The sequence below is a fragment of the Anaerotruncus massiliensis (ex Togo et al. 2026) genome (genome assembly GCF_030825285.1).
GTDB lineage: Bacteria > Bacillota > Clostridia > Oscillospirales > Ruminococcaceae > Anaerotruncus > Anaerotruncus massiliensis.
Map to the genome: position 1 here is coordinate 22,663 of NZ_JAPJQF010000011.1, position 18,436 is coordinate 41,098.

Here is an 18,436-nt window from a genome sequence, read left to right on the forward strand (position 1 = left end):
AACAGCCGCTACTGCCGGGCCGGCGGGACAGGTCCCGCCGGCCCGGCCTTTTTGCGCGGATAGGCGGATTGACAAACGGAATCCCCCGGTGCTATACTGACATCAACTTCATAGTGGAGACAGGTTATGGAAGCTGGGTGCGATTCCCACGCAAGGCCGTTGCTGTGTTTCACCGCCGGGCCGGCGGACGCCACTGGAAAAGATTCCGGGAAGGCGCCGGCCCCTGCGTCCGGACCGGACGCGGGTGATCAGTCAGAATACTTGCCTGTCCCCCTGCCGCGCGGAGTGCGCGGCGCGTGCAGCCCCGCGGACTACCGGGGTTCTGGACAGGATTTGAGGCATGCCGGCCGTTTTTGCTCCGGGTATGTCTTGTCTTTGTGTTGGAAGAAACGTCCGCGGGTTGGCCGCGGACGTTTTTTCGACCCGTTTTGCCCGGGGACCCCTCCGGGCTTCAATTGGGAAACCGCAATGAGAAGGAGAAATAAAAATGAACATGCGCGCTAAAAGGACCCTGGCTTTGATCCTGTCCCTGTCGCTCGGCCTGCTCGCGTTCGCGGGCTGCTCCGGCGCCCCGGCGGCCGCACCCGGCGAGAGCGAGGCCCCCGCCGCCCCCGCGAGTTCCGCTGGTGAGGAGCCCGCGCCCGAAGAGGCCGCCCCGGCGGCCGCCGACAAGGTCCTGCTCGTGACCAGCTTCGGCACCAGCTATAACGACAACCGCGACCTTTCGATCGGCAGCATCGAGCAGAAGCTCCAGGCGGCCTATCCCGACTATGAGGTCCGCCGCGCCTTCACGAGCCAGATCATCATCGACAAGCTCAAAAAGCGCGACGGCATCGCAATCGACAACGTGACCGAGGCGATGGACCGGCTCGTTTCCGACGGCGTCAAAGAGGTCGTGGTACAGCCCACCCATGTCATGAGCGGCTTCGAGTACGACGACGTGGTCGCGGAGGTCACCCCCTACGCGGACAAATTTGACAGCTTCAAGGTCGGCAGTCCGCTGCTCGTCTCCGACGCGGATTACGACGAGGTCGTCTCGATCATCACCGGCGAGACAAAGGACTATGACGCCGAGGGCACCGCGGTGGTCTTTATGGGCCACGGCACCGAGCACGAGGCGAACGCCACCTATGCCAAGCTCCAGCAGCACCTGACCGCCGCGGGCTACGGCAACTACTTCATCGGCACCGTCGAGGCCACCCCCTCGCTGGACGACGTCCTCGCGCTTGTCCAGGATTCCGGCGCGAAAAAGGTGGTCCTGCTGCCGCTCATGATCGTCGCGGGCGACCACGCCAACAACGACATGGCGGGGGACGAAGAGGGCTCGTGGAAAACCACTTTTGAGCAGGCGGGCTTTGAGGTCGAGTGCGTCCTCAGGGGCCTCGGCCAGTACGAGGAGATCCAAAACATGTTCGTCGAGCATGTGGGCGCGCTGATCGCGCAGTAATCCCGCAGCCGGGCGGGGCGCGGCCTGCCGCGCCCCGCCAAAAAAACGCCGAAACCGGCCGGGCGCGGGTTTTGGCGTTTTTCATTTTTGGGGACGGCCCGGCGGATTTTGACAAGCGCCCGCCTTCCGGGTAAAATAGCAATCGCAGGGAATTCCCCGGCCTTTACCCGGGGGATCGAAAAAGGAGTATCACCCGATGAAAAAGACTGGAACGATTCTGCTGGCCGCGCTGGCGGCCTGCATCCTCTTTTCCGGCTGCGCGGCCGAGGCGCCGCGCGCCGAAAGCCCGGCGTCCGCGCCGGCCGCGTCCTCGGAGAGCGCGCCTCCCGCTTCCCAGCCGGAAGCCTCCGAAAACGCGCGGGAAGGCCCCGGGGAGGAGGCCCCCGAGCCGGTCTATGCCGACCGGATTCAGGAGGGGACCTACCCGATCGAGGTGTCCTCAAGCTCCTCCATGTTCCGGATCGTCGACGCACAGCTCACCGTGGCGGACGGGGAGATGTCCGCGGTGCTGACGCTTGGCGGCAAGGGCTATGAAAAGCTCTATATGGGCACCGGCGAGCAGGCGCTCGCCGACACGGACGACAACTGCATCTATTTTACCGAGGACGATCAGGGCCGGTACGCCTACCGGGTCCCGGTGGCCGCGCTCGACCTGGAAACCGACTGCACCGCGTGGAGCACCCGCAAGGAGAAGTGGTACGACCGGGTCCTCGTCTTCCACTCCGCGGGGCTCCCCGCCGGGGCGGTCTCGCCGGCCCCGCCGGGAAAGCTTCCCGCCGACGGGCGGTACCTCGTCGACGTGGCCCTGTCGGGCGGCTCGGGCAGGGCCTCTGTGGAGTCCCCGGCGGCGGTCACGGTCGCGGACGGAAGGGCCACGGCCGTCATCGTGTGGAGCAGCCCCTACTACGAGTCCATGCGGGTGGACGGGACGGATTACGAGCCCCTCTCCGCCGGCGGGAATTCCACCTTTGAAATCCCTGTCGTTCTGGACGCGGACATGGCGGTCAGCGCGCGGACGATCGCGATGAGCGAGCCCCACGACGTCGACTATACGCTGCGCTTCGATTCCGCGACGGCCGTGCCGTCGGAGTCCCAGTGAAGCGGCGGCTGGCCTGCCTGGCCGCAGCCCTCCTGCTCGCCCTCTCCCCGCTTTCAGGCTGCGCCGGGGCCCCGGCCGCCGGGAGCCCGGGGGCGCTCGGCAACGGCTGGCTGCCCGAGCGCAGCATGGAACTGCGGTACGCGGAGAATTTCAGCGTGGATTACTATTCCGGCGGCTATACGCTGATCACCATTTCGGACGGCAGCCGCTTCCTCACCGTCCCGCAGGGCCGCGAGGCCCCGGAGGGGATCGACGGGGAGATCACCGTCCTTCGCCGGCCGGTCGAAAACATCTACCTCGTCGCCACCTCGGCGATGTGCCTCTTCGACGCGCTCGACGGGCTCGGCAGCATCCGGCTTTCGGGGACGAAGGCGGGCGACTGGTATATCCCGGGCGCGCGGGCGGCGATGGACGCGGGGGAGATCCTCTACGCGGGGAAATACAACGCGCCCGACTTTGAGCGCATCCTGTCCAGTTCCTGCGGCCTCGCCGTGGAATCCACAATGATCAACCACGTCCCGGAGGTGCGGGAAAAGCTGGAGGAGCTCGGCATCCCGGTGCTGGTCGACCAGTCGAGCTACGAGCCTCACCCCCTCGGGCGCACCGAATGGATCAAGCTCTACGGCGCGCTGCTCGGGAAGGAGGACGAGGCCGAGCGGCTCTTCGCGGAGCAGGCCGCCTATCTGGACGAGGCCGCCGGGGCGGAGAATACCGGGAAGACGGTCGCGTTTTTCTACATCAGCTCGTCGGGCTACGCCGTCGCCAGGAAGTCCGGCGACTATGTGACGAAGATGATCGAGCTCGCGGGGGGGAACTACGTCTTCAAGGACCTCGGGGACCCCGCCAGCGCCACCAGCACGGTGCCCCTTGAGATGGAACAGTTCTACGCGGCGGCCAGGGACGCGGACTACATCATCTACAACAGCACGATCGGCGGGGAGCTCTCCTCGCTCGGCGAGCTTATCGACAAGAACGGGCTGCTCCGGGACTTCCGGGCGGTGCAGAACGGCAACGTCTGGTGCACCGAAAAGAACCTTTTCCAGGAGACGACCCAGTTCGGCCTGATGATCTCCGACATCCGCCGGATGCTCACGGAGGAGGACCCGGACGGGCTGCGCTTCCTGTACCGGCTGCAATGACGGCGCGCCGCGCCGGGAGGAGGATGAAAATGAGAGAGGAAACGACCCGGCGGCGCCTGCGGTACTGCGTCGTGCTCGCGGCTTTCGCCGCCCTCTTCGTCGCGCTCGCGCTGCTGAACATCGGCGTCGGCAGCGTGTCCGTGGGGGTGCGGGAGATCCTCGGCATCCTCTTTCGCGGGGAGGGGGGCGAGACGGCGCGCGGCATCATCTGGAAGGTGCGGCTGCCCCGCGCCGCGGCGGGCGTCCTGCTCGGCGGCGCGCTCTCGCTGTCGGGGTTCCTGTTACAGACCTTCTTCAACAACCCGATCGCCGGCCCCTATGTGCTGGGGATCTCGTCCGGCGCCAAGCTGACGGTCGCCATCCTTATGGTGCTGGCTCTCAGCCGCTACCGCTCGGTCGGCTCCGCCGCCATGATCGCCGCCGCCTTCGCGGGCGCGATGCTCTCGATGGGGTTCGTCCTGCTCATGGCGCGGGCGGTCCGGCGGTCGTCGATGCTCATCGTCAGCGGGGTCATGATCGGCTACATCTGCTCGGCGGTCACCGACTTCATCGTCGCCTTCGCCGACGACGCCAGCATCGTGAACCTCCACAACTGGTCCCGCGGCAGCTTTTCCGGCGCTTCGTGGGAGGACGTGCGGGTGATGGCGGTCGTCGTTCTGGCCGCCTCGGCCGCCGTCTTTCTGCTCTCCAAGCCGATCGGCGCCTACCAGCTGGGCGAAAGCTACGCGCAGAACATGGGGGTGAACATCCGGGCGTTCCGCGTCGTGCTGGTGCTGCTCTCGAGCGTGCTGAGCGCCTGCGTCACCGCCTTCGCCGGGCCGATCTCCTTTGTGGGGATCGCCGTGCCGCATCTGGTGCGGTCGTTTTTGAAGACCTCCCGGCCCCTGCTCGTCATCCCCGTCTGCTTTTTGGGCGGCGCCATCTTCTGCCTGGGGTGCGATCTGGCGGCGCGGACCCTTTTCGCGCCCATGGAGCTGAGCATCAGCTCGGTGACCGCCGTGGTCGGCGCGCCCGTCGTGATCGGGATCATGCTGAGGAAGAAGGTGAAAGGCTGATGGCGGAACCCTTCTTCCGGACCGAACGGCTGACGGTCGGCTATAACGGCGTCCCGCTCATCCGGGACATCGAGATCCGGCTGGACCGGGGCCGGATCCTCACGCTGATCGGGCCGAACGGCTCGGGCAAGTCGACCGTTCTGAAGAGCATTACAAACTACCTGAAGCCCCTCTGCGGGGCCGTCTACCTCGAAAGCCGCGCGGTCGGCGGCATGACCGGCGGCGACCTCTCCCGCCTGGTGTCGGTCGTGCTCACCGAAAAGCCCCGCACCGAGCTGATGACCTGCGGGGAGGTCGCCGCGACGGGGCGGTACCCCTACACGGGCATGCTGGGCATCCTTTCGGAGGAGGACCGCCGCCTGGTGCGCGAGGCCATGGAGCTGGTGGACGTCTGGGCGCTGCGGGAGCAGGATTTCACCGAGATCAGCGACGGGCAGCGGCAGCGGGTCCTGCTCGCGCGGGCGATCTGCCAGCAGCCCCGGGTCATCGTGCTCGACGAGCCGACCGCCTTCCTCGACGTGCGCTACAAGCTCGAGCTGCTCGGCATCCTGCGGAAGCTGGCGAAGGAACGGCGGATCACCGTGATCATGTCGCTCCACGAGCTCGACCTCGCGCAGAAGGTTTCCGACCTGGTCATGTGCGTCAAGGGGGAGACGGTCACGCACATCGGCCCCCCGCAGGAGATCTTCAACCGGGAGCTGATCGCCGGGCTGTACGGGCTCGCGGGCGGAAGCTACAACCCCCTCTTCGGGAGCTTCGAGATGGCCCGCCCGGCGGGCGAGCCGCAGCTCTTCGTCATCGCGGGCGGCGGGACGGGCATCCCCGTCTTCCGCGCGCTGCAAAAGAAGGGGCTCCCCTTCGCCGCCGGCGTCCTGCACGAAAACGACGCCGACTGCCTCCTCGCCCGCGACCTCGCGGGCGAGGTGATCGTGGAGCGGGCCTTCGAGCCGATCGGCGCGGACGCCTATGGCCGCGCGCTGCGGCGGATGGAGGCCTGCGGCAGGGTGGTCAACTGCCTCACGGGCTACGGCGAAATGAACCGGAAGAACCGGGAGCTGTACGAACAGGCCCTTGCGATGGGGCTGGAGACGGTGACGGGCGCGGACCTGATTTGAGGACGGCGCAGGACGGCGGACACGGCCCCCATATGCCCGCCCCGATGATCGCCGGCAAGCTCGCCGGAGGCTTCCGCGCGATCCTCGCGGTCCGCGTCTTTTTCCGCGAACCGGCGGCCGGGGAGCTCTCCGGGGCCGGGGCGGTTTGACCGGACCGGAAAAAATCCGCTTCCCCGCTGTCCCTTTCCGTGCGGCGCACCTGTTATAGAGGGTGTCGGAATCTTGACGGACGGAGGGCAAAACAGGTGAAACGGATTCTTCTGGCGGGTATTCTCATCCTTTCGCTGGCCGTCTGCGGCGCGGGCTGCGCGGCACAGGCGGAACCGGACGCTCCCCCCGCGTCTTCAGGCGCCGGGGAGGAGACGCCACACGGCGGCGCGGAGGAAAACCCCATCGACGGGGCCTTCGCGCACATGCGGGAGGTCCTCGGGGAGGAGGCCGAAAGCGAAACGATGGCCTATCTCTACGCCCGCCAGTGGTACTGGGAGCTGGAGGAGGTCTTTTCACGGATCGACCCGAACCTCTACCTGTACATCGACTTCGACCGGGACTATATCCTCACGCAGGCCCGCATGAAGCTGATGGCGACCGGCGAGGGGGAAAGCGCCGCCAACCAGTTCGCCGCCATTGGGGATTTCCTGCGGGGCGAGGCGCTGCGGTTCCACGCGCTCCTCGGGGAAACGGGCGCCGACTGCCCCTACACGGTCGACGAGGCCTCCCTGACCGGGGCCCTGTCCGGGTACCGCTATTCGCTGAACGCGCCGGGGGAATGGCCCGGCGGCGGGGCCATGCCGGCGTGGTCCGGGGAATATCCGCTGCCGCTCCTCGCGGGCGTACCGGAAAAAGAGGCCTACCTCTATTACGCCCATCCATTCGGAATGCTGCTGAACATCAGGGGGACCAGCAAGCTCTATCCCGACTGGCCGGGCCTCTCCCCGCGCATGGGCCTGCCGGAGATGCGGGTCATGGACGCCGATTCCGACGGTGAGGAGGAGGTCGTCATCACCCACACGTGGGTCACCGGGGTCGGGCTCACCTACATCTCCGCCGGCTCCCTCTACGTGGTGGAGTACAATCCCGATTCGGGCGTGGTCCGCGGGACGACCGTCTTCGACCCGGACGACTTCGACGACCTGCTGAAGGACGAGCTCTCCCTCCGGTGCGATCCCGGCGCGCGCTCCCTCAGCCTCTCCTACCGGGATCAAACGGTCACGCAGCCGCTCCCCGAGCTCCCCGAGCTGAATGAGACGGTGCGCTACGGGCTCATCATGGGGGAGCTGATGCGGTACGAATTCCAGGACGACGGCCGCATCGTCCTGCGGGCGGATCTCGTCGCCTACTGCAAGGACTACCCCTATCCCGCCTCCGCCGTGACCTTTCCGCTCACCGCCGACGTCGTCTATACCGACGGGGAATATTCCGGGCGGATCGGGCTGCAAAACGTTTCCCTCCTGGAGTCCGGCTGGTGAACCACGGCGCACGCCCTCAAAAAAGCCGCCGCCCTTTCGGGCGGCGGCTTTTGAAACGTCAGGAGGCCTGCTTCGGGCCCGCCCGCTCCCTGCCGCTCAGAAGCAGCCGGGGCCGGGGTAGCGGGCCGCGCCGCCCAGCTCCTCCTCGATGCGCAGCAGGCGGTTGTATTTCGCCACGCGTTCGGTACGGCTGGGCGCGCCGGTCTTGATCTGGCCTGCGTTCAGCGCGACCGCGAGGTCGGCGATCGTGGTGTCCTCCGTCTCGCCCGAGCGGTGGGAGACGATCGCGGTGTAGCCCGCCCGCTTGGCCAGCTTGATGGCGTCGATCGTCTCGGTGAGGGAGCCGATCTGGTTGAGCTTGATGAGGATCGAGTTGGCGCAGCGGCGGTCGATCCCCTTTTGGAGGCGCTCGGTGTTGGTGACGAAGAAGTCGTCGCCCACGAGCTGCACCCTGCCGCCCAGCTCGGCGGTGAGCTTCCGCCAGCCCTCCCAGTCCTCCTCGTCGAGCGCGTCCTCGATCGAGCGGATGGGGTATTGGTCAACGAGGGATTTCCAGTGGGCGATCAGCTCGTCGGTGGTGAACCGCTTCCGGCTCTTGGGGAGGAAGTAGCCGTTTTCGCTCTTCCACTCGCTGGACGCGGCGTCCATGGCGAGGACGAAATCGCCGCCCGGACGGTACCCGGCCTCTTCGATCGCGCGGAGCAGGTAGCGGATCGCCTCCTCGTCGCTCTCGAGGTTGGGCGCGTAGCCGCCCTCGTCGCCCACCGCGGTGGAGTGGCCCTCCGCCTTGAGGATGGCGGCCAGCTTGTGGAACACCTCGGTGCACCAGCGTAGCCCCTCCCGGAAATCCGGTGCGCCGACCGGCATGATCATGAACTCCTGCACGTCGATGCTGTTGGCCGCGTGGGCCCCGCCGTTCAGGATGTTCATCATCGGAACCGGCAGCGTGTCGGCGGCGACGCCGCCCAAAAACCGGTAGAGCGGCAGCCCGAGGCTGTTCGCGGCCGCGTGCGCGCAGGCCAGCGAAACGGCCAGTATGGCGTTCGCGCCGAGGCGGGATTTTTCCCTGGTGCCGTCGAGCGCCAGCATCGCCGCGTCGATCTCGGCGGTGCGGGCTGCGTCCATGCCGGTGAGCGCCGCGCGAATCTCGTTGTTGACGCTGCCGACGGCCTTCCGCACGCCCTTGCCGCCGAAGCGGGACGCGTCCCCGTCGCGCAGCTCCAGCGCCTCGAACTGTCCGGTGGAGGCGCCGCTGGGGACCGCGGCGGTGCCCGCGCTGCCGTCCTCCAGCGTTACGACCGCCTCCACGGTGGGGTTCCCGCGCGAGTCGATGATCTCCCGCCCGTGGATATCGCAAATGATCGAACCGATGGTTTTCATAAAGAAGACTCCTCTCACATTTCAGGTGCGTGTCGTAAAAATGAAAAGCGGATCGGCGGGGTACACGGCGCCATTCGCCCCATTTGGTTAGCTATAGCTAACCTTTTCATTAAAATTATACCTCTTTGGTAGAGGATTGTCAAGGGCGCGGGGGCGCGTCCAAAAAAGTTTACAACTCCGCCACTCCCGGATTATTCCCGTTTTCCTGCCGGATTATTCCCGCCCTCCCCCAGGGCGGGCCGGTCCGCGCCGAAAAAAGCGGGGCGGGTTTCCGTTGGAAACCCGCCCCGCGGCCTTGTCAGACTTTCACCTCGCTGTCCTCGTTCGACAGCTTCGTCATCTGCTCGATGACCTTCGCGCCCTGCTTTTTCACTTCCTCGATATCCTTCTCGTTGTTGTCGACGGTACAGAGGTAGAGCGTCTCCAAAACCGTCTGCTCGGCGATGCGCCGGGAGATGATGTCCCCGGCGGTGGTGTCGTCGACCGTGCCGGTCAGCAGCGCGTAGGAGCAGTGCTTCAGCAGGGGGGATTTGGCCGCCGCCGTGACGCCGATCGTGATGGCGCCGCGTTCGCGGGCGATGCGCATGGCCTCCACGACCGACTTCGACCGGCCGGTGTGGGAGACCGCGAGCGCGACGTCCCCGAACCGCATCGAGGAGGCGCAGAACACCTGCATGTCCTGGTCGTTGAGCACCACGCAGGCCTTACCGATCTTCATGAGCTTCAGACTGATCAGCTGGCAGGGGATGATCGCGTCGCCGTTGCCAAACATGATGATGATGTTCGCCTTCCGCAGGGCGTACGCCGCGGGCTCATACTGGTCGGAGATCAGCGCGAGGGTGTTGAGCATCGTCTCGTTGTTCTTGTCGATCACCGAACGCATCAGCTCCCGCGCGGAGACCTGCTCCACCGGGGTGGCGAAGCCGGGGTCGTCCGGCTGCCGCTCGGCCATCCGGACGCTGTTGCGGAAATCCAAAAAGCCCTTGTAGCCCATGTGCTTGCACAGGCGGATGATCGTGGCGCTGCTCGCGTCGATTTCAGCGGAAATCGTGTTCAGGTTCAACGACCCGATGCGGTGCAGGTTTTCGATCAGATAGGTGGCTGCGGCCTTTTCACTTCGGGGAAGCGAGGGAAGGATTAACTGCAGCTTTGTTTTCAGGATGCTGAAACTATCCATCTCTTGCGGCATTCCCAACCGATCCCCCTTTCCCGCGAAACGAAACGCGGCGCACGGTTTTGCCTGCGCAACGTAAACCGACAGGCAATTCTACCCATTATTATACTTCTTTTTGATACGCGGTCAACAAAAAACTCATTTTTCCGTCACGGAAACGGGCCGCGCCGGTTGTCCGGGCGTTCCTTCCCGTCCTAATCCGCCAGTTCCCTCAGCGCGCCGGCGAGCTGCTCCGCCGTGGGAGGCGTGTAGTGCAGCTGGGGCTGGTCGAGCAGGTAGGAGGCGCCCTTCCCCTTGACCGTGTGCGCGAGGATAAGGGTGGGCGCGCCCTTTGTGCGGTCGGCGCGGCAGAACGCCTCGTCGATCTCGTCGAAGTTGTGCCCGTCGATCTCGATCACGTTCCAGCGAAACGCCCGCCATTTGTCCGCCAGCGGCTCCAGCGGGAGGATCTCCTCGGTGGCGCCGTCGTTCTGGTAGCGGTTGCGGTCGATGATCGCGACGAGGTTGTCGAGCGCGAACCGCGGGGCCGCCATGGCGGCCTCCCAGACCTGTCCCTCGTCGAGCTCCCCGTCGCCCAGGATCACATGGACCCTGACGCCGGGCTGCCGGCGCTTCGCGGCGATCGCCATGCCGGTCCCCAGCGAAAGCCCCAGGCCAAGCGAGCCGGTGGTGGCGTCCACGCCGGGAATCGCGATGCAGGGGTGGCCCTGCAGCAGGCTGCCGATTTTGCGCAGGCGGTGGAACTCCTCTTTCGGGAAGAAGCCGCTCTCCCCCAGCGCGGCGTACAGGACGGGCGCGGCGTGCCCCTTGGAGAGGACCAGCCGGTCGCGGGAGGGGGATTTCGGCGAGGCCGTGTCGTAACGGAGCCGGTAAAAATACAGGTACGCCATCAGGTCGGCCAGCGAGCAGGAGCCGCCGGGATGCCCGCTCTGCGCCTCGTAGGTCATTTGCAGCACGTCGCGCCGCAGCTGCCTTGCCCGCCGCTCCAGCGCCTGCCTGTCTTGCTCGTTCATCCGCCTCATCCTTTCCGGGCAATGGCCGCCCTTGCCCTTGAAACGATCCGTTCCGCCGTGAGCCCGTATTTCTCGAGCAGCAGCGCGCCGTTCCCCGATTCCCCGAAGGTGTCTTCAAGCGCCACCTGTTCCATGGGGACGGGGCGGCGTTTGGCCACCGTCTCGGCCACGGCGCCGAAAACGCCGCCGAAACAGTTGTGGTCCTCCGCGGTGACGATCGCCCCCGTCCTGTCCGCGTACTCCCACAGCAGCTCCCGGTCGATCGGCTTGACGCTCCGCAGGTTGATCACCGCCGCCGAGACGCCCTCCGCCTCCAGCAGCTCCGCGGCGCGCAGGGCCCGCTCCACCATGACGCCCACCGCAGCGAGCGTGACGTCCGAGCCGTCCCGCAGGACCTCGCCCTTCCCCACCCGGAAGTCGACTGCTTCCGGCTCCAGGTGGAGGGGGGCCCCCACCCCCCGGCCGAGCCGGACGTATACCGGCCCGGGCGTTTGCAGCGCGGCGAACACCGCGCCCCGCACCTCGCCCGGGTCCGCCGCCACGAGCACCTTCATGTTGGGCAGCGCGCGCATGATGGCGATGTCCTCGATCGCCTGGTGGGTCGCGCCGTCCTCGCCCACGCTGATTCCGCCGTGCGTGGCCACGATCTTGACATTGAGGTTTGGGTAGCAGAGGCAGTTGCGGATCTGTTCAAACGGCTTTTCCGTCGCGAAGACGCCGTAGGCGGTGAAGATCACCGGGCCGCCGAAGGACGCGATGCCCGCCGCGATGCCCACGGCGTCCGCCTCCGCGATGCCCACCGAATAAAACCGGTCGGGCCAGCGCTCCCCAAACATCCTGCTGCGCGTCGATTTGGACACGTCGGCGGTCACCACATACAGTTCCGGGAAGGCCTCCCCCACGGCGGCGAAGGTCTTGCCCAATTCATCCCTGAAATTACCTACCACGCTCGTCACCTCCACCATTCAGTTCCTTCACGACCGTTGCCATCCGCTCCATGTTCGGCTTCAGGCTGCGGTACAGCTCCAGGTATTCCCGGTAGTACCGCTCGTACATCTTCCGGCGCGCGGCGTCCGGCAGGACCGGCTCGTCGAACACGTTCCACCTTTCCACGCCCGCATAGTCCAGCAGGCCCGTCCCGACGCCCGCCAGGACGACGTCCCCCAGGTTGGCCTCCACGTCGTTTTTGGGGCACACCACCTGAAAGCCGGTGACGTCCGCGATGATCTGCCGCCAGAGCGGCGATTTCGCCACGCCGCCCGCCAGCACCAGCCGCTCGTCGAGCACGCCGCCCTGCGGCGCAGCCTCCATCGAATGGCGGAGGGAAAAGGCCACCGCCTCCAAAAAGGCCCGGAACAGGTGAGCCCTGGTGTGGTGCAGGTCGAGCCCGAACACCACGCCGCGGGCGTTGACGTCCCAGATGGGGGCGCGCTCCCCCATGAAGTAGGGCAGCACTAGCAGCCCCTCGCTGCCGGGCGGGATTTCCGCCGCGGCCTCATCGAGGCGCGCGTAGGCGTTTTTCCCGCCCTGAAGCTCCTCCCGGTACTCCAGCTCCGCGAAGGCGCCGCGGAACCAGCGGGTCAGCGCCCCGGCGGTGGCCGCGCCGCCGAAGGTGAAGAGCAGGTCGGCCGCGTCCTTCACGTAGGGCATGGTGATGAGCTCCCGCCCGGTTTCGCCGCCGCCGTGCACGAAGCCCCAGGTCATCGAGGTCCCGATGACCGCCACATGCTGCCCGGGCCTCGTCACACCGAGGCCGAGCGTGGCCACCGTGCAGTCCACGCCGCCCGCGCAGACGGGCGTGCCCGCCGGCAGGCCCAGCTCCGCCGCGCATTCCGGCGTGAGCCCGCCCACCACGGCGGAGGAGTCGACGACGCGGTCCGGCATCATCGCACGCGGGATGCCCAGCGCCTCCATCAACTCGCCGCTCCAGCAGCGGCGCTCCATGTCGAAGATGCCGCCCAGGTTGCCCGCCGAGGAATAGTCGATCGCGGCCTCCCCCGTCATCCGGTAGATGGCGTAGGCGTTCGGCGGCAAAAAGCACCGGATTCTGGTCCAGTTCTCCGGCTCGTGCTCCTTGATCCAGAGGATCTTCGTGTAGCCGTAGTAGGGGTCGAGGCCGTTGCGGGTGATGCGGTAGAGCCGGTCGAAGCCGACGCGCGCTTCCACCATGCGGCTGACGTCGTCCGCGCGGCGGTCCATCCAGATCATGCAGGGCCGCACCGGCCGCATCTCGTCGTCGAGCGGCACGCCCGAGCCCCCGTAGAGCCCGCTGACGCAGATGCCGCCGACCGATTCCGGCGGAATCCCCGCCTTTTTCACCGCGTCGCGGATGGTGGACTTCACCGCCTCCACCCACACCTCCGGCCACTGCTCGGCCCAGAGCGCCCGGGGCGTCGTCACGCCGTATTCGGCGAGCGAGGAGGCCAGCAGGGCGCCGTTCGTATCCATGACGATGGATTTCGTGCCCGACGTGCCGATGTCCGTTCCGATCAAATAGTTCATTTTCGGGCCTCCCTTTTCCTTCCCGCCGCGCTCCGGGCGGGTCAATCGATCCCGTTTTCGTACTCGCAGATGCGCCGCACCTTCGGCGCGGACCGGGACTGCGGGTCGAACTCCTCCTTGAGATAAGCCGCCACGAGGCATTTTGCAAGCTCGGCGCCGGTGACCTGCGCGCCCAAGGTGATGATGTTCGCGTGGTTGCTCAGCTCCGCGCGCTGCGCCTGGTAGACGTTGTTCACCAGCGCCGCATAGGCGCCCTTCACCTTGTTGGCGGCGATGCTCACGCCGATGCCGGTCCCGCAGATCAGCACCCCCCGGTCGCATTCGCCGGCCGCCACCGCCTTCGCAAGGCGGACGGCGGTGTTGGCGTAGATGGGGTCGTCCCCGCCGAAATCCACGCACTCGTGCCCCAGGCCCGAGATAAAGGCCTTCAGCTCCTGTTTCAGTTCAGCCGCGTTTGGGTCGCAGCCAATCGCGATTTTCATCGTATCCTTCCCTCTTCCTTTCAGGCGGCGGACGCCAGGACCGCGCGCATGATGTCCGCGAAACGCTCCGCGTCCCACGCGCTGCGGCCGATGAACAGGCCGTCGATCTCTTCGCAGCGGCTGAGCGCCACGGCGTTTTCCGGGTTGACGCTCCCGCCGTAGAGCAGCGGGACGCGGTTTCCCGCCTCCCCGAAGAGCTCCACCATCGTCCCGCGCAGCATGCGGTGCTTTTCCCCCGCGTACCCCTCGTCCGCCGGGATCCCGTTCACGCCGATGGCCCAGACGGGCTCGTAGGCGACCCACACGCGGTCCGCCTCCTCCGGGCGCACCTGGTGGAGCCCGATCTTCAGCTGGACGCGCAGCACCTCGTCGCCGGTGCCGTACCGCCGGTCCTCCAGCTGTTCCCCCACACACAGAAGAACGCGGAAGCCGTGGTCCAGCGCGCAGCGGACCTTCTTTTCCTCCTCCGCGTCCGTCTCGCGGAAGGTGTGCCGCCGTTCGGAGTGCCCGACCATCACCAGCCGCGCGCCCGCCTCCCGCAGCATGAGCGGGGAGATCTCGCCGGTATACTGCCCGCGCTCCTCCCAGCCCATGTTCTGGGCGCCGAGGAGGATTCCCGAGCCCGCGCGGTCAAGCTCTGCCCGCGCGGGCCCAAGCGAGGTGTAGGAGGGGATCACGAAGCGCTGCGCGCGCTCCGGCGGGATGCCGTGCGTGAGCTCCTCGAGGCGGCGCAGGTAATCCACGGTCTCCGCGGCGGTCTTGAACATTTTGGTGTTGGTGCCGAAGTAGAATCTGTCCTGCATGGGGACGACTCCTTTCAAAACGCGGCCGATACGTCCGCCGCCCCGGTGGGAGATGGGTCCCGCCGGGGCGGATGGCGTCAGCGGTCCATGACCAGCTTGACGCCGTAGAAGCCGCAGATGTATACCAGTTCCTTGGAGAAATCGCCGTAGACGATCGCGTAGTGGTGCCCGGTGGCGTTGCGCAGGAAGGAGTCCGGGTCCTCGAGCCTGATGCCACAGCCCGGCCAGCGGGTGCCGCCCGCGAAGCTGTTGTTGGGGTCCTCCTCGTCGTTGTTCACGCGCAGGCTGGTCTTGGCGACGGCCGCGTGGAAGCGCAGGGTGTCGTCGTTTCCGCCGAGGCGCAGCAGCGTGACGGTGCGGTCGCCCTCGAACTCGAACTCGATGCACGCGCCGCCTGAATCGCCGTTCAGGTAGGGCTTGGCCACCGCCTCGTCGGGGACGAGCGGCGGGATGGGCCACAGCCGGTAGCCCAAGCTGTTCGCCATGGACACGGGGCCGGAGCCGCAGTTGAAGAAGTTCATCACGCCGTTCTGCTCGTTGAGGCGGGAGATGTCCGCGAACATCACCGGGGCGTGGGCCAGCTTCTTGAGGATGTACATCGAAACGCCGGCGGGCACGTCCCCCTCGCAGGCCGCGATGGTGGACTCCTCCTCGTTGAGCAGCGCGGTGGCGAGGCAGGCGCCGTAGCTGTAGCCGTAGCACTTGTTCACCAGCTCGGGCATGCACTTGGTGGCGAACATATCCACGTCGTAGAGTTCCTGGAAACGCTTATAGGCAAGATACAGGCGCATCTGGGAGAGGATGGCGTCCTCGTTGATCTTTTCGCCGTTCTCCAGCTTCCAGTTGACCTTGGCGCAGTTGTCGATGAACTGCCGCGCGAGCCGCTCGGCCTCCGCCTCGTCGATGTTCTCCAGCTCCTTGAAGATTTCGACGTGGTCGTACTGGGGGAAATCGATGCCGAACACCTTTTTCCAATTGAACTCGTTCACCTGCGTCTGGTACATCATCATGCACTTGCCGCCGATGAGCGCGATGTTCCTGCCCGCCATGTCGTTTTTGGTCCATGCGGCGCGCAGCGCCTTCTTGATGTCCGCGGCGCGCTCCGCGTCGTCGATCCTGCCGTACATGTAGACGAAGGGGAGCTTCATCTCCTCCATCACGTAGCGCAGCTGCACCGACACGCCGAGGGAGCCGTTGGCGATCTCGTCGCAGAGCCCGTACATGACGCAGGGCTTGCCGCCCAGCGAGTTGACCGCGGTGGTCACCAGGGAGGTGTACATCCAGGAGCCGATGACGAAGAGGAACATGTCGCAGTTGGCCTTCTCCATCGCGGTGCAGGTCTCCATGATCTCGTCCATGTCGAAGAGCGGCTCGTCGGGAACCATGATCTCAATCTCCGGGTCCGCGCCGAAGGTGCGCCGGGCAACCTCGATGTAGTTCCGGATGTTCCCCTGGTACTGGTTCGTCTTTGCGATGGGCAGGATCCCCATCTTGGGCTTTGCGTTGCGGTTAAATTTACTCATACGGTGCCTCCTGGAATTTTGATATGGTTAAATTCCTTCAATGAATCATAGAGGTGCGTGTACTTCCGGTAGGCGGCTTCGTAGGCGCCGGTCCACGCGGGATCCGGCCGGTAGACGCGGTCCACCTTCACGCAGGCGCGCACGGCCTGCTCGCAGGAGGGGTACACCCCCATGCTGCACATGGCGATCATCGCCGCGCCGAGGCAGGCGGCGTCCTTTTCCCGCAGCGTGGAGACCGGACGGTTCAGGATGTCCGCCTTGAGCTGCATCCACCGCGGCGATTTGGACGCGCCGCCCACCACCCGGATGTCCTTGAAGCGAAAGCCCATATCCTCGTAGTAGAGCATGTTGATCTTGAACTCGTAGGTGAGCGAATCCATGATGGCCTTCACCACGTCGTGCCGGGTGCTGTCGATCGTGAGCCCCACGATCGCGCCCCGCGAGTCGAGGTCGTTCCAGGGCGGCCCGCTGCCGATGAAGTGCGGCAGCACCATCACGCCGCTGGGCCCCTCGGGCGCGCGCTCCGTCATCACGTCGTAGACGTTCCGGCCGGTCCGCTGCGCCTCCTGCTCCTCAGCGAGGGAAAAGTTGTTCTTGAACCACTTGAGCAGCAGCCCGCCCACCTGGGAGGAGGACATGAGGAAATACCGCCCGGGGATGGTGTAGGCGTAGCAGGAGACGCCCGCCGCGAGCGCCCGCTCGTCGGTGATCTTCTTCGAGGACATCACGCCGATGCCCTCGATGGTGCCGTGGGAATCCATGCCGACGCTCTCATCGATGAGCCCGGCGCCCAGCGCGGCGCAGGTTTGGTCCTGTCCGCCCGCCACCAGTGCCACCGCCTCGGTGAGGCCCAGCTCGGCCGCGGCCTCCCGCGACAGGTTCCCGACGACCCGGCCGGGTTCCGCCGTTTCGCAGAAGAGGCTCCGGTCCAGCTCCGCCGCCCGCAGCAGCTCGTCCGACCAGCATTTCCTCTCGATGTCGAACGCCATGGTGCGCCCGGCCTGCGGGTGGTCGACCACCCCTTCCCCCGCGCCGAGGCGTTTCATGACGTACTCGGTGAAGGTGACGTATTTATACGTCCGGGGGATCAGCTCCGGCTCGTGGCGGCGCATCCACAGGATCGTGGGGAGCGAGCCCATCGGATGCGGCGGGAAGCCGGTGATGTCGTAGATCCGCTGCGCCGGAACCGCCCCGGTCAGCAGCTTCGTCTCCTCGTCGGCGCGGTAGTCCATGCCGAGGATGGCGTCCCGGAGGGGGCGGTAGTCCCCGTCCACCGGCATGACCTCCTCCCCCAGCACCGAGGTGCTGAGCGCGCGAACCTCCTCCGCCCGCATGCCCGCCGCCTTCGCCTGCGCGACCGACTCCTTCAGGACGTGCGTGACGGCCTCCCACATGACCGCGGGACTCTGCTCCGCCCAGCCGGGGGCGCGGCAGATGATGTCGAATTCCTCGTAGCACCTGCCGAAGCAGGCGCCCGCCTCGTCGAAAACGGCGGCCTTGCAGCCGGTTGTGCCGATATCCAAGCCGATAAAATACATGGTGTTCCCCCCAAAACGGCGGTCGTTATTTCTTCGCCAGGATTGCCCGCACGCCCTCGATCTCACGCGGGGTCATCTGGTAGGCGCCGCCCAGCGCGTTGGTCACGAGGATCGCCTGCCCGACGGCCTCGAGGCACTCGAGCTTGTAGCAGGCGTCCATCACGTCCACCGAGGAGAGGCAGAGCACGCCGTGGCCCTTGAGGATCAGCGCGCGCACGTCCGGGTTCTTCTGAATGCACTTGTGCACCACCTGGGGGACCTCGATCGTGGTGGGCACGGAAAATTCCGTGACCTCGATCCCGCCGATGTCCAGCATCGCCTCGGGCATGCAGAAGTCCTCAAAGGTGTAGTTGGACATGGCGAAGCCCGTCATGATGGGCGGATGGCTGTGCACAATCGCGCGGATCTCCGGCATCGAGCGGTAGACCTCCAGATGCATCCGGATGTCGGCGGCGGGCTTTAAGCCCTCCAGGAGGTTGCCCTCCATATCCACCAGGCTGATCTGCTCCTCGCTGATCTCGGATTTGCAGAAGCCGGAGGCCGTGAGCAGGATCTGATTCTCCCCGATGCGGACGCTGTAGTTGCCGCCCTTGCCGACAAGGAGACCCTTTTCGGCTAGGCGGGAGCCCACCTTGAGCATATCCTGTTTGGTCTGGCGCACGGCCTGCTGGTACATGAATTCTTCAAACATCGATAT

General features: G+C 66.3%; 17 protein-coding genes and 1 riboswitch. Of the genes, 7 read left to right on the forward strand and 10 right to left on the reverse strand.

What is annotated here, in order from left to right; genetic code table 11:
• Nucleotides 1-104: 104 nt before the first annotated feature.
• Nucleotides 105-284: riboswitch (cobalamin riboswitch) on the forward strand.
• Between the two features lie 203 nt (nt 285-487).
• The 7 genes from RCI06_RS05495 (at nt 488) to RCI06_RS05525 (ending at nt 7,324) form a co-directional block, all read left to right on the forward strand.
• A complete protein-coding gene (locus RCI06_RS05495; RefSeq protein ID WP_373690846.1) occupies nt 488-1,447 on the forward strand; it encodes a sirohydrochlorin cobaltochelatase in 960 nt (319 codons plus the stop codon).
• Between the two features lie 196 nt (nt 1,448-1,643).
• Complete coding sequence (locus RCI06_RS05500; protein ID WP_306574857.1) at nt 1,644-2,546, forward strand: hypothetical protein; 903 nt, start codon at nt 1,644-1,646, stop codon at nt 2,544-2,546.
• Entirely contained in the window at nt 2,543-3,685 is a 1,143-nt protein-coding gene (locus RCI06_RS05505; RefSeq protein WP_306574859.1) for an ABC transporter substrate-binding protein, read from the forward strand. The genes RCI06_RS05500 and RCI06_RS05505 overlap by 4 nt, the downstream gene beginning before the upstream one ends.
• A 23-nt stretch (nt 3,686-3,708) precedes the next feature.
• The gene (locus tag RCI06_RS05510) at nt 3,709-4,740 is read left to right on the forward strand and encodes a FecCD family ABC transporter permease (protein WP_373690847.1); all 1,032 of its coding nucleotides are present in this window, start codon (nt 3,709-3,711) and stop codon (nt 4,738-4,740) included.
• The gene (locus RCI06_RS05515; RefSeq protein WP_306574864.1) at nt 4,740-5,855 is read left to right on the forward strand and encodes an ABC transporter ATP-binding protein; all 1,116 of its coding nucleotides are present in this window, start codon (nt 4,740-4,742) and stop codon (nt 5,853-5,855) included. Before RCI06_RS05510 ends, RCI06_RS05515 begins: the two co-directional genes overlap by 1 nt.
• On the forward strand, nt 5,852-6,004 hold the full coding sequence (locus RCI06_RS05520) for a hypothetical protein (RefSeq protein WP_276871835.1): 153 nt from the start codon (nt 5,852-5,854) through the stop codon (nt 6,002-6,004). Before RCI06_RS05515 ends, RCI06_RS05520 begins: the two co-directional genes overlap by 4 nt.
• Before the next feature lie 96 nt (nt 6,005-6,100).
• Nucleotides 6,101-7,324, forward strand: coding sequence for a hypothetical protein (locus RCI06_RS05525; protein WP_306574867.1), 1,224 nt, complete (start codon nt 6,101-6,103; stop codon nt 7,322-7,324).
• Nucleotides 7,325-7,420: 96 nt separating this feature from the next.
• Here RCI06_RS05525 and eno read toward each other — a convergent pair whose 3' ends face one another.
• From eno to RCI06_RS05575, 10 genes are all read right to left on the reverse strand, one after another.
• The gene (eno, locus tag RCI06_RS05530) at nt 7,421-8,704 is read right to left on the reverse strand and encodes a phosphopyruvate hydratase (RefSeq protein ID WP_277138572.1); all 1,284 of its coding nucleotides are present in this window, start codon (nt 8,702-8,704) and stop codon (nt 7,421-7,423) included.
• A gap of 298 nt (nt 8,705-9,002) precedes the next feature.
• On the reverse strand, nt 9,003-9,881 hold the full coding sequence (locus RCI06_RS05535; RefSeq protein ID WP_158595645.1) for a MurR/RpiR family transcriptional regulator: 879 nt from the start codon (nt 9,879-9,881) through the stop codon (nt 9,003-9,005).
• 191 nt (nt 9,882-10,072) lie between these two features.
• Nucleotides 10,073-10,891 (reverse strand): transketolase, encoded by an 819-nt coding sequence (locus RCI06_RS05540; RefSeq protein WP_101548716.1) that lies wholly within the window; start codon nt 10,889-10,891, stop codon nt 10,073-10,075.
• 5 nt (nt 10,892-10,896) lie between these two features.
• Nucleotides 10,897-11,856, reverse strand: a complete 960-nt coding sequence (locus RCI06_RS05545; RefSeq protein WP_306574869.1) for a transketolase family protein — start codon at nt 11,854-11,856, stop codon at nt 10,897-10,899.
• Complete coding sequence (locus RCI06_RS05550) at nt 11,828-13,393, reverse strand: FGGY-family carbohydrate kinase (protein WP_306574871.1); 1,566 nt, start codon at nt 13,391-13,393, stop codon at nt 11,828-11,830. Before RCI06_RS05550 ends, RCI06_RS05545 begins: the two co-directional genes overlap by 29 nt.
• A gap of 41 nt (nt 13,394-13,434) precedes the next feature.
• A complete protein-coding gene (locus RCI06_RS05555) occupies nt 13,435-13,875 on the reverse strand; it encodes an RpiB/LacA/LacB family sugar-phosphate isomerase (RefSeq protein WP_101548710.1) in 441 nt (146 codons plus the stop codon).
• Between the two features lie 20 nt (nt 13,876-13,895).
• Nucleotides 13,896-14,678 carry a triose-phosphate isomerase gene (locus tag RCI06_RS05560; protein WP_306574874.1) on the reverse strand — a complete coding sequence of 261 codons (783 nt, stop codon included), beginning with the start codon at nt 14,676-14,678 and terminating at the stop codon, nt 13,896-13,898.
• A gap of 77 nt (nt 14,679-14,755) precedes the next feature.
• The gene (locus RCI06_RS05565; protein WP_306574875.1) at nt 14,756-16,201 is read right to left on the reverse strand and encodes a hypothetical protein; all 1,446 of its coding nucleotides are present in this window, start codon (nt 16,199-16,201) and stop codon (nt 14,756-14,758) included.
• Entirely contained in the window at nt 16,198-17,739 is a 1,542-nt protein-coding gene (locus tag RCI06_RS05570) for an L-fuculokinase (protein WP_306574876.1), read from the reverse strand. Before RCI06_RS05570 ends, RCI06_RS05565 begins: the two co-directional genes overlap by 4 nt.
• A gap of 25 nt (nt 17,740-17,764) precedes the next feature.
• Nucleotides 17,765-18,430 (reverse strand): class II aldolase/adducin family protein, encoded by a 666-nt coding sequence (locus RCI06_RS05575; protein WP_121587031.1) that lies wholly within the window; start codon nt 18,428-18,430, stop codon nt 17,765-17,767.
• Nucleotides 18,431-18,436 lie beyond the last annotated feature (6 nt).